This window comes from Actinoplanes sp. NPDC026670 (assembly GCF_040638175.1).
GTDB lineage: Bacteria > Actinomycetota > Actinomycetes > Mycobacteriales > Micromonosporaceae > Actinoplanes.
Genome location: NZ_JBEZXU010000082.1, coordinates 39081 through 49766 on the forward strand (window position 1 = coordinate 39081; position 10686 = coordinate 49766).

The following is a 10686-nucleotide window of genomic DNA, read 5'->3' on the forward strand; positions in this document are numbered from 1 at the left end:
TTGACCACCACGTTGAAGCGCAGCCCGCTCGCCACCACCCTGCTGCTCCTCGGCGCCGCGTACTGCCTGCTGCCGGTCCTCTGGGTGCTGATCGCGTCGTCGAAGAGCGCCAGTGAGTTGTTCTCCACGTTCACGCTGGCGCCGAGCACCCACCTGTTCGACAACCTGGTGGACCTGGCCGGTTACCGGGACGGCCTGTACTGGCGGTGGATGGGCAACACGATCGTCTACGCCGGGGCCGGCGCGGCCGTTTCCACGCTGATCTCGGCGATGGCCGGGTACGCGCTGGCCAAGTTCGAGTTCCGGGGCAAGAGCACGGTCTTCAACATCATCCTGGCCGGGGTCCTGGTGCCCGGCGTCATCCTGGCCATCCCGCAGTACCTGCTGCTGGCCAAGCTCGGGATGACCAACACCTACTGGGCGGTGCTGCTGCCCAGTTTCATCAGCCCGTACGGCATCTACCTGGCCCGGATCTTCGCGGCCGCGGCGGTGCCGACCGAGATCCTGGAGGCGTCCCGCATCGACGGCTCCGGCGAGTGGCGCACGTTCGGCACGGTGGTGCTGCCGATGATGCGGACCGGCCTGGTGACGGTGTTCCTGTTCCAGTTCGTGGCGATCTGGAACAACTTCATGCTGCCGTACATCATGCTGGGCGACGACAAGCTCTACCCGATCACGGTCGGCCTGAACGGGCTGCTCAACCAGGGCGCCAACCAGCCGTCCATGTACACCTCGGTGGTGACCGGCGCACTGGTGTCGATCATCCCGCTGATCGCCCTGTTCCTCACGTTGCAGCGCTACTGGCAGGTCGACCTGGCCGCCGGTGGTGTGAAGGCCTGACTATGATCCCGAACGTGTCGCGCAAACGGCCCACCATCCGTGATGTCGCTCGAGAGGCCGGCGTTTCCTACGCGACGGTCTCCCGGGTGCTCAACGGACGTGACTGGGTCAGCCCGGAAGCGGTCCGGGCCGTCCGCGACGCCATCTCCCGCACCGGGTACACCGCCAACCCGCACGCCCGTTCGCTGGCCACCGGCAAGTCCGGGTCGATCGCGTTCCTGCTCACCGAGCCGCAGCACCTGCTCTTCGAGGACCCCAACTTCTCGGTGCTGCTGCGCGGGGTGGCGCAGGCCCTGTCCGACCGGGAGCTGACGCTGATCCTGATGATCGCGTCGACCCCGGACGAGCGGAGCCGCGCGATCGCGTACCTGTCCGGTGGGCACGTCGACGGGGTGCTGCTGGTGTCGCCGCACTCCGGTGACCCGCTGCTGCGGCAGCTGGTCGAGGCCGAGGTGCCGATCGTGGCGTGCGGCCAGGTGCTCGGCTTCGAGGACCGGATCAGCTCGGTGTCGGCCGACGACTGGGGCGGCGGCCGGTCCGCGGTCGAGCACCTGCTCGCCCAGGGCTGCCGGCGGATCGCCACGATCACCGGGCCGCAGGACACGTTCGGCGGGGTGTTCCGGCTGCGTGGCTACACCGACGCGCTGACCGCGGCCGGGATCGCCGTCGACCCGGCGTACATCGTGCACGGCGACTGGAGCCGGGCGGGCGGCGCGGCCGGGATGCGCACGCTGCTCGACCGGGTGCCGGACGTGGACGGCGTGTTCGCCGCGTCCGACGCGATGGCCGCGGCCGCCCTGCCGGTGCTGCGTGAGGCCGGGCGGGAGGTGCCCGGCGACGTCCGGGTGGTCGGTTTCGACGACTCGGGGCTGGCGGCCACCACCGAGCCGCCGCTCACCACGGTCCGTCATCCGCTGGAACGGATCAGCGAAGAGATGGTCCGGCTGCTCACGGATGTGATCGCCGGGCGTACCCCGCTCTCCATCACCGTGCCCACGAGCCTCGTGGTCCGGGCCTCGTCGCCTGCCTGAAGCCGGTCCGGACCGGGCCGAAGGCCGGCGCTGTTGAATGAAACACCCCTTTTGTCACGGAAGATCATGAGGAGTGTCATGAGGAAGCTCCCCCTCGCCGTCGCCGCTCTCCTCGCGGTGACCCTCACCCCCAGCCCCGCGCAGGCCCATTCGCAGGGCCTGACCATGCGTGGCGCCGACGTCTCCACCCTCCAGCGGTCGATCGAGCTCGGGCAGAAGTTCTACGACGCCCGCGGCCGCCGCGACAACCCGTACGAGATCCTCGAGAAGGCCGGCGTCAACTACGTCCGGCTGCGCATCTGGAACGACCCGACCAGCGGCTACTCCAACAAGGAGAAGGTGCTCAAGCAGGCGCGGGCCGCGAAGGCCGCCGGGCACAAGCTGCTGATCGACTTCCACTACTCGGACACGTGGGCCGACCCGGGCAAGCAGTTCGTCCCGAAGGCGTGGGCGGGTCACGACCTCGCCCAGCTGGAGCAGGACGTCTACGACTACACGTACGACATCTGCACCAGTCTCAAGCGGCAGGGCACCACCCCGGACAGTGTGCAGATCGGCAACGAGATCAACGTCGGCATGCTGTGGCCCACCGGCTACGTCAACAACAGCGACTTCACGCCGCTGGCGGGACTGCTGAACGCCGGCTACGACGCCACCAAGGCGTGCAGCAAGCGGACCCAGGTCATGGTGCACACGGCACTGGCCGGGAACATCGACGCCGCGCACTGGTTCTACGACGGCATCACCGCGGCCGGCGCCAAGTGGGACATCACCGCGCTGTCCTACTACTGCATGTGGCACGGCACGCTGGCCAACCTGGCGACCGTGATCGGTGACGTGAAGTCCCGTTACGGCCGGCCCGTGGTGATCGCGGAGACCGCCTACCCGTACACCACCGAGAACTACGACCACCTCGAGAACATCATGCTCTCCCCGGCCCCGTGCGACGGCATCCCCGCCACGCAGCAGGGTCAGGCGCAGGAGTTCGCCGCCGTGCAGACCACCGCACGGGACGCCGGCGCCATCGGCGTCTTCTACTGGGAGCCCACCTGGACCGGCATCGCCGGCAACGGCTGGGACACCGAGGACATCGAGAACTCCGGCAACGCCTGGGAGAACATGGCGACCTTCGACGACAGCGGGCGTATCAACCCGTACGTCCGCTGGCTCCGGTAAATCCCCGATTCAAGGAGCAGCACCATGAAACCGTCCCTCCGAGCCGCCTTCTCGGCCGCGGTCCTCGCGGTCGCGCTGGTGGTGTCACCCGCCCCCGCGCAAGCAGCCTCCCTCACCATGCTGGGCGCCGACGTGTCGTCGCTCCAGCGCACGCTCGACCTCGGCGGCAAGTACTACAACGCCTCGGGTGTCCAGGCCAACCCCTACGACATCCTGAAGACGGCCGGCGTCAACTACGCCCGGCTGCGCGTCTGGAACAACCCGGCCTCCGGTTACAACAACAAGGCCAAGGTGCTCCAGCAGGCCGCGGCGATCAAGGCCAAGGGCCTGAAGCTGATGGTCGACTTCCACTACTCCGACACGTGGGCCGACCCGGGCAAGCAGTATCCCCCTGCCGCCTGGGCGTCCTACTCGCTCACCCAGTTGCAGACGGCCGTCTACAACTACACCTACGACGTCTGCACCAGCCTCAAGTCGGCCGGGCTCACCCCGGACAGCGTGCAGATCGGCAACGAGATCAACGTCGGCATGCTGTGGCCCAAGGGCCAGGTCGTGAACAGCAACTTCACCCCGCTGGCGTCGCTGCTGAAGCAGGGTTACAACGCGACGAAGGCCTGCAACAGCGGCACCCAGGTGATCATCCACGTCGCTGACGCGGACAGCATGACCAACATGCGGTGGTTCTACGACGGCATCAAGGCGGCCGGCGTGACCTGGGACATCACCGGCCTGTCGTACTACTGCATGTGGCACGGCACGCTCGCCAACATGTACAACGTGGTCGTCGACGCCCGGACCCGTTACGGCAAGCCGGTGGTGATCGTCGAGACGGCGTACCAGTTCACCACCGCCGACGCCGACAGCGAGAAGAACTCCATCCCCGGCACCGTGCTCTGCGACAACATCCCGGCCACCTCGGCCGGCCAGGCCCAGCAGTTCACCTGGGTCCAGAACACGGCCCGCAACGCCGGCGCCATCGGCGTCTTCTACTGGGAACCCACCTGGTACGCCATCGCCGGCAACGGCTGGGACCCGGCGAACATCAACGGCACCGGCGACGGCTGGGACAACATGGCCACCTTCGATTGGGGCGGCAAGGTCAACCCCTACATCAAGTGGACCGCCTGACCTGCTGATCCGCGGCCCGGTCCGGGTTCTTCCCGGGCCGGGCCACTTCCTTTTCTCGTACGGCCAGCAGGAGGCACCCGGGCTACACCGCGACGCAGGCGGCCCGTCGCGGCCGAACCGCGACCGCCGGGCTGGTTGCCCGCCTCACCGCAACGGCCGGTTCGCGTGGTGACCTGTGGCGCGGATCGGACCGCAGGTCACCACGCGGGCCGGGGCGGTGCGACACCGTGAGCGGTGGTGATCGTTACTCGGGGAGTGCGCGCGTAGTAGGGTCCGTTTCATGGGCGATGATCGATCTCTGGTCGGGAGTGCCAAGCACCTGGCCGAGGCGGAGGCCGGGTCGCCCGCTGTGCACTACGACGATGAGGAGCGGCCCGCGCGGCAGCTCAGCGGACGGGTCGGCGGCCTGGTGTCGGCCGTCGCGTTCGGGGTCGCCGTGCTCGTGCTGTGGCAGGTGTTCCGGCCGCTCGCACAGGGCAGCCAGTACTACCTGATCATCTTCCTCGCCTGCACTCTTCCGCTCGTCTTCCCGGCGTACCGATCAGGGTGGGGTAAAGGGCGGGAAACGCCCACCGCCGGCGACTGGCTCCTCGCCGCCGCCGCATTGGTCGTCTGTCTTTATCCATTGAATCCGTTCAGTGGCGGCTACAACGGTTTCCTGTCGCGGCAGGGGCTTCTCGAACCGGTCGACGTCGTCTTCGGCGCGGTGCTGCTGGTCCTGCTGATCGAGGCCTGCCGCCGCACCACCGGCTGGGCGCTGCCGGTCGTCTGCCTGCTCTTCCTCGGCTACGCCTACTACGGTGGACTGCTGCCGCAGACCTGGCCGATCGCGCACGCGGGGCTCGACTTCGGGCAGATCATCGATGCTCTCTACAATTCCGGCAGCGGTTTCTACGGCACGCCGCTGGATGTCGCGGCCACCTACATCGTGCTGTTCACCATTTACGGCGCGGTTCTCGACCTGTCCGGGGCGAGCCGGTTCTTCGTCGACCTCTCGGTCGCCGCCTTCCGGCGGTCGCGCAGCGCGGCGGGACGCACCGCGGTCGCCGCCGGGTTCCTGCTGGGCACGGTCTCCGGATCGGGTACGGCCACCGCCGTCAGTGTCGGCGCGGTCACCTGGCCGATGCTGCGCCGGGCCGGATATCCGCCGGAGCAGGCCGGTGGCATGCTGGCCGCGGCCGGGGTCGGCGCGATCCTGTCCCCGCCGACGCTGGGCGCGGCCGCGTTCATCGTCGCCGAGTACCTGAACGTCTCCTACCTGACCGTCCTCGGCTGGGCGATGATCCCGACGGTCCTCTACTACCTGGGCATCCTGCTGGCCGTGGAGATCGACGTGCGGCGGTTCGCGGTCCGGGCGGTCGACGCTCCACAGGTCAGCGCGTGGCGGCTGCTGACCCGGTTCGGCTACCACTTCTCGTCGCTGATCGTCATCGTCGTGCTGCTGGCGCTGGGCCAGAGCGCCACCCGCTCGGTGGTGTACGCGACGATCCTGGCCGGCGCACTGTCCTTCCTGGACCGGGACACCCGGCTCACCCCGCCACGGATCTTCGCCGCGCTGGCCGCCGGGGTCCGCGGGGTGCTCCCGGTCGTCGCCGTCTGTGCCGCGGCCGGCGTGATCACCGCGACCACCACCAAGACCGGCCTCGGCGCCCAGCTCGCGTCGCTGCTGGTCAACGGGGCGAAGGCGATCACCGACGAGCCGGCCGTGGTGCTGGCGCTGACCGCGGTGCTGGCCGCGTTCGCGCTGGCGCTGCTCGGGCTGGCGGTGCCGGTCACGGCGAGTTTCATCATCGGCTGGGTGATCATCGGGCCGGCGCTGCTGACGCTCGGGGTGCCGGCGCCGGCCGCGGCCATGTTCGTCTTCTACTACTCGGTGCTGTCCGAGGTGACCCCGCCGACCGCGCTGGCCGCCGTCGGCGCGAGCGCGATCACCGGCGGCCGCACGATCCCGACCATGTGGCAGGCCCTGAAGTACGCGCTGCCCGCGTTCCTGGCGCCGCTCGCGTTCGTCCTCACCTCGAACGGGGAGCACCTGCTGGCCCGCGGGTCGTTCCCGGGCATCGTGTGGACGACGGTCGTCGCCGCGCTCGCGGTGCTCGGGCTGGCCATCGCGACCGGCGGATGGGTGCCGGGGGTGGGGCCGGCCGGCCGGGCGAGCCGGGTGGCGGCCGGGCTCTCCGGGTTGCTGCTGCTCTACCTGGAGACGGCCAGCATCATCGCCGGCCTGACCACGCTGCTGGCAGCCGTACTCCTCGCCGGTTTTGCGAAACGGCGACCAAAGGCCCCCCTTGAGGTTCGCCCCTTGCCGCACCACCCTCCTGAAGGAGAAGCATGAGACGAATAGTGGGAATCGCGCTGGTCAGCACGCTCGCGGCCGCCACCGCGGCGTGTGGCGGCCGGCAGGACACCGCCAGCACCGACACCGGCGGCGCCGTCACCTGTGAGGTGGCGCAGGCCACCCGGGTCGGCATCGCCACCGGCAACGCCACGGGCGTGTACTTCGCCCTCGGCAACGCGTTCGCCGAACAGGTCAACACGGCCGGCAAGAACGTCCAGGCCACCGCGGCCGAGACGGGCGCGTCGGTGCAGAACATCCAGCAGCTGGTCGCCGGCACCTACGACGTGGCGTTCTCGCTGGCCGACACCGCCGCCGACGCGGTGAACGGCACCGGCAGCTTCACCGCGAAACAGCCGGTGCAGGCGCTCAGCCGGATCCACACCAACTACACGCAGGTGATCGTCCGTAAGGAGGCGGGCATCAAGGACGTCGCCGGGATGAAGGGCAAGCGGGTCTCGACCGGCTCCCCGAAATCCGGCACCGAGGTCATCGCCAACCGGGTGCTGAAAGCCGCCGGCCTCGCCGAGACCGATGTGCAGGCGCAGAAACTGGACCTGACCAAGACCGTCGACGGGATGAAGGAGGGCACCATCGACGCCCTGTTCTTCTCCGGCGGCCTGCCCACGCCCGGGATCACCGACCTGCTCACCACCAGCGCCGACAAGGTCGAGTTCCTGGACATCTCGCCGCTGCTGCCGGAGATGCAGAAGATCAACGAGGTCTACCAGGAGGGGGTCGTCCCGGCCGCCACCTACAAGACCCCGGCCGACGTGAAGACGATCGTCGTCCCGAACGTGCTGCTGGTCCGGGAGAACCTGGACCCGAACGTGGCGTGCGTGCTGACGAAGACGCTCTTCGACCGCAAGACCCAGCTCGAACAGGCCAACGCGGCGGCGAAGGAGATCAGCCTGGACACCGCCCGGGACACCAGCCCGGTCACCATCCACCGCGGCGCCGCGAAAGCGCTCGACGACCTGAAGTAGGAGATCTGAAAAGGGAGGCCGATCCGGCGGCCTCCCTTTTTTCCTGCCCGGCCGTGCAACCCTGCGGGGTGGTCACCTCGTGTTTATGCGGACCGACAGGATGGGGGACCGGCATGAGCGACCGCGACAGCGCGTTCGCCGAGTATTTCGCGGCACGGTCATCCGCTATGCGGGCGACGGCTTTCCTGCTGTGCGGGGACTGGCACCGGGCCGAGGACCTGACACAGAACGCTTTCACGAAACTCTATCTGCGCTGGAACCGGGTGCAGAGGCACGAGTCGCTGGACCCGTACCTCCGCAAGGTCCTGATCTCGTCCTTCATCGACGAGGGCAGGTGGGGCTGGTGGAAACGGGAACGGCCACACGACGCCCGGATCGAGCGGGCAGCCGACCCGGAGCCCAGCGAGGACCGGGTGACGCTGATGCGGGCGCTGGCCCAGGTGCCACCCCGGCAGCGGGCCGTGCTGGTGCTGCGCTACTGGCAGGACCTCTCGGTGGAGGAGACCGCGGCGGCGCTCGGCTGCACGGCGGGAACCGTCAAGAGCCAGGCGGCGCGTGGCCTGGACACGCTGCGCACCCTGGTCGCCCATCCCGTCACGGCCGACTGAGGGGAACCGACATGGACGAGAACGAACTGCGCGCTGCGCTACGGGACACGATCACGCTCCACCCGGAGCCGCCACCGATGGAGTCGAAGACCGCGATCACCGCGGCCCGCCGGGCGGCGACCCGGCGCAACCTGCTGGCCGGCATCGGCTCCGCCGCCGCCATCCTCGGCATCACCCTCGCCGTCATCCCGGGGCAGGCTCAACCCGGCGGCGGTACGGGCATCCAGGTGGCCGGTGAGCCGTCGGGCGCGGTCCAGCCGTTCCCGACCGAGACGCCGAGCTGGGTCGACACCACGCCGTCGGGTGGCGAGAAGACCGAGCCGGTGTGGCCGCCGGAGAACAGCGGCGACGCCACCGCCGACAGTGGCCCGCACTACCAGAACGGCAAGAAGCTGCTGACCGCCCTGGTCGCCGCCGTCCCCTCTCCGTTCGAGGCGAAGTCCGGCAACACCACCGACGGGATCCCGTTCCGCTCCCACCAGTCGACCATCGAGGGCGAGTTCTGGCGCAACATGGCCGCCGTCGCGATCGGCCAGGGCGACACCGTCGGTGAACTGCTCGTCGAGGTCAGCGAGCCGGGCAACAACCTGCCGAAGAACCCGTGCGCCCTGGCCAAGGAGTTCTGGGGGCGCGGCGGGAACTGCACGCCGGTGAACAACAAGGTCGGCGTCATCCACGAGGGCGACGACACGGCCTGGGCCGCCTACCGGCACTCCGACGGCACCGTCGTCTACGTCATGCAGTCGACGTCGCCGACCTACGCCGACCCGGCTTCCAACGGGCTCAAGCCGCTGCAGGAACTGCCGCTGAGCGACGCCGAACTGGCCGAACTGGCCGTCGACGCGAGCTTCCGCTGACGACTGCGCCCACTTCCGCTCCCCCGGAGGTGGGCGCAGTCGCGTTTCTGTCGTGAACCGGATGGCGATGATCGCGGTACAACGCTGAAGATAGGGGTTCAGCAGGGGAGACCGCCGTGACTCAACCGTTCGTCGCGCGTGCCGCGATCGGAACGTACCTCGTCGTCAATCTGGCGGTGATCCACGCGATGTTCATCATCGCCGGGCCGCCCGCGCACAACCTGTTCGGGCAGATCGGCCGGCTCCTCGGCCTCTACCTGGCGTTCACGATGACCGTGCAGGCGCTGCTGGTGGCCCGGCTGCCGCTGCTGGACCGGGCGATCGGCATGGATCGCCTCACCGGCTGGCACCGCCGGACCGGGTTCGCCGTCTTCTGGCTGGCCGTCCTGCACCCGACGTTCGTGATCCTCGGCTTCGCCCGCTACGACAAGGTGTCGTTCCTGGCCACCTTCGTGACCCTGTCGAAGCAGATCCCGGTGCTCCTCGGCCTGATCGCCGTCGCGCTGATCGTGCTGGTGGTGGCGCTGTCCGTGCGGATCGCCAGGCGCCGGCTCTCCTACGAGGCCTGGCACGCCGTACACATGCTGCTCTATGCCGTCCTGGTGCTCGGCATCATCCACCAGATCTACGAGGGCACCGCGTTCACCCTCAACGTGCTCACCGAGATCTACTGGTGGGGGCTGTGGGCGTTCGCCCTGTCGGCGCTGCTCACCTACCGGCTGATCATCCCGCTGATCCGCAACAGCCGGCACCGGATGCGGGTCGCCGCGGTCATCCCCGAATCCGACGACGCCGTCTCCGTCCACGTCACCGGCCGTGACCTGCATCTGCTCGGCGCGAAGGCCGGCCAGTTCTTCCTGTGGCGGTTCCCCGGCCACAACCGCTGGTGGCAGGTCAACCCGTTCTCCCTGTCGGCGGCCCCGAACGGCCGCTCGCTGCGCCTCACGGCCAAGGCCGTCGGCACGACGAGCGCCGGATTGCGGGACCTTCCGATCGGCTCACGGGTCTTCGCCGAGGGCCCTTACGGCGCCTTCACGATGGACCAGCGCAGCGGTACGGCCACCCTGCTGATCGCCGGAGGCATCGGCGTCACCCCGATCCGTTCCCTGCTGGAGGACCCGTCCCTGACCGGCGACGTGATCGTCCTCTACCGGGTCCGTTCCGGCGCCGACGCCGTCCTGCTCGGCGAACTCCGCAACCTGGCCCGCGAGAAGGGCGCCCGCCTGCACGTCCTGACCGGCCGCACCTCGGACACGAACCAGCCGTTCACGCCGGCCAACCTGCAGGCCCTGGTCCCCGACATCACCACCCGCGACGTTTACGTGTGCGGCCCGTTCGCCCTGACGAACGCGATCCTGACCACCTTGAACACCCTGAGAGTCCCCCCACGCCAGATCCACGCCGAACTGTTCCGCCTGGCCCCTTAATCCTTCCACCATCCCGAGCCGCTCGATCCGGGGCGAAGCGCCACTTTGGATCTTGCACGACTGTTCACCCTCGCGCCGATCTTGCAGCCCTTTCCACGCCCCAACGGGAAGAAAGCTGCAAGGTCTCCCCAGCGCAGTAGACCTTGCACGATAAACCACACCCAAACGTGAAAAACCATGCAAGATTGCCGCCAGGGTGAAAACCGGCTCTCCGGGTGGATGTGTGGGTTAGGTGCGGCCTGGTAGGTCGATGTTGTAGCCGCCGAGGTGGAGTTTGGCGAGGGCGATGAGGGCGTGG

Annotated in this window: 9 protein-coding genes; all 9 read left to right on the forward strand. The window is 68.9% G+C overall.

What is annotated here, in order from left to right; all coding sequences use genetic code 11:
- The 9 genes from AB0E94_RS45865 (at window position 1) to AB0E94_RS45905 (ending at window position 10388) form a co-directional block, all read left to right on the forward strand.
- On the forward strand, window positions 1-840 hold the full coding sequence (locus AB0E94_RS45865) for a carbohydrate ABC transporter permease (RefSeq protein WP_360340687.1): 840 nt from the start codon (window positions 1-3) through the stop codon (window positions 838-840).
- 14 nt (window positions 841-854) lie between these two features.
- A complete protein-coding gene (locus AB0E94_RS45870) occupies window positions 855-1871 on the forward strand; it encodes a LacI family DNA-binding transcriptional regulator (RefSeq protein WP_360340689.1) in 1017 nt (338 codons plus the stop codon).
- Between the two features lie 78 nt (window positions 1872-1949).
- Window positions 1950-3047 carry a glycosyl hydrolase 53 family protein gene (locus tag AB0E94_RS45875; protein ID WP_360340692.1) on the forward strand — a complete coding sequence of 366 codons (1098 nt, stop codon included), beginning with the start codon at window positions 1950-1952 and terminating at the stop codon, window positions 3045-3047.
- Window positions 3048-3071: 24 nt separating this feature from the next.
- On the forward strand, window positions 3072-4175 hold the full coding sequence (locus tag AB0E94_RS45880) for a glycosyl hydrolase 53 family protein (protein WP_360340695.1): 1104 nt from the start codon (window positions 3072-3074) through the stop codon (window positions 4173-4175).
- A gap of 280 nt (window positions 4176-4455) precedes the next feature.
- Window positions 4456-6510 carry a TRAP transporter fused permease subunit gene (locus AB0E94_RS45885; protein ID WP_360340698.1) on the forward strand — a complete coding sequence of 685 codons (2055 nt, stop codon included), beginning with the start codon at window positions 4456-4458 and terminating at the stop codon, window positions 6508-6510.
- Entirely contained in the window at window positions 6507-7496 is a 990-nt protein-coding gene (locus AB0E94_RS45890) for a TAXI family TRAP transporter solute-binding subunit (protein WP_360340701.1), read from the forward strand. Before AB0E94_RS45885 ends, AB0E94_RS45890 begins: the two co-directional genes overlap by 4 nt.
- A 113-nt stretch (window positions 7497-7609) precedes the next feature.
- Window positions 7610-8104, forward strand: a complete 495-nt coding sequence (locus AB0E94_RS45895; protein WP_360340704.1) for a SigE family RNA polymerase sigma factor — start codon at window positions 7610-7612, stop codon at window positions 8102-8104.
- 11 nt (window positions 8105-8115) lie between these two features.
- Window positions 8116-8961: a hypothetical protein gene (locus AB0E94_RS45900; protein ID WP_360340707.1), complete on the forward strand. Its 846-nt coding sequence runs from the start codon at window positions 8116-8118 to the stop codon at window positions 8959-8961.
- Window positions 8962-9077: 116 nt separating this feature from the next.
- Window positions 9078-10388: a ferredoxin reductase family protein gene (locus AB0E94_RS45905; RefSeq protein WP_360340710.1), complete on the forward strand. Its 1311-nt coding sequence runs from the start codon at window positions 9078-9080 to the stop codon at window positions 10386-10388.
- The last annotated feature ends 298 nt before the right edge of the window (window positions 10389-10686 follow it).

Excerpts from the sequence above, each read along its gene's own strand:
- AB0E94_RS45880 (WP_360340695.1), top strand. The coding sequence starts at position 3,072 with ATGAAACCGTCCCTCCGAGCCGCCTTCTCGGCCGCGGTCCTCGCGGTC.
- AB0E94_RS45895 (WP_360340704.1), top strand. The coding sequence starts at position 7,610 with ATGAGCGACCGCGACAGCGCGTTCGCCGAGTATTTCGCGGCACGGTCA.
- AB0E94_RS45900 (WP_360340707.1), top strand. The coding sequence starts at position 8,116 with ATGGACGAGAACGAACTGCGCGCTGCGCTACGGGACACGATCACGCTC.
- AB0E94_RS45885 (WP_360340698.1), top strand. The coding sequence starts at position 4,456 with ATGGGCGATGATCGATCTCTGGTCGGGAGTGCCAAGCACCTGGCCGAG.
- AB0E94_RS45875 (WP_360340692.1), top strand. The coding sequence starts at position 1,950 with ATGAGGAAGCTCCCCCTCGCCGTCGCCGCTCTCCTCGCGGTGACCCTC.
- AB0E94_RS45890 (WP_360340701.1), top strand. The coding sequence starts at position 6,507 with ATGAGACGAATAGTGGGAATCGCGCTGGTCAGCACGCTCGCGGCCGCC.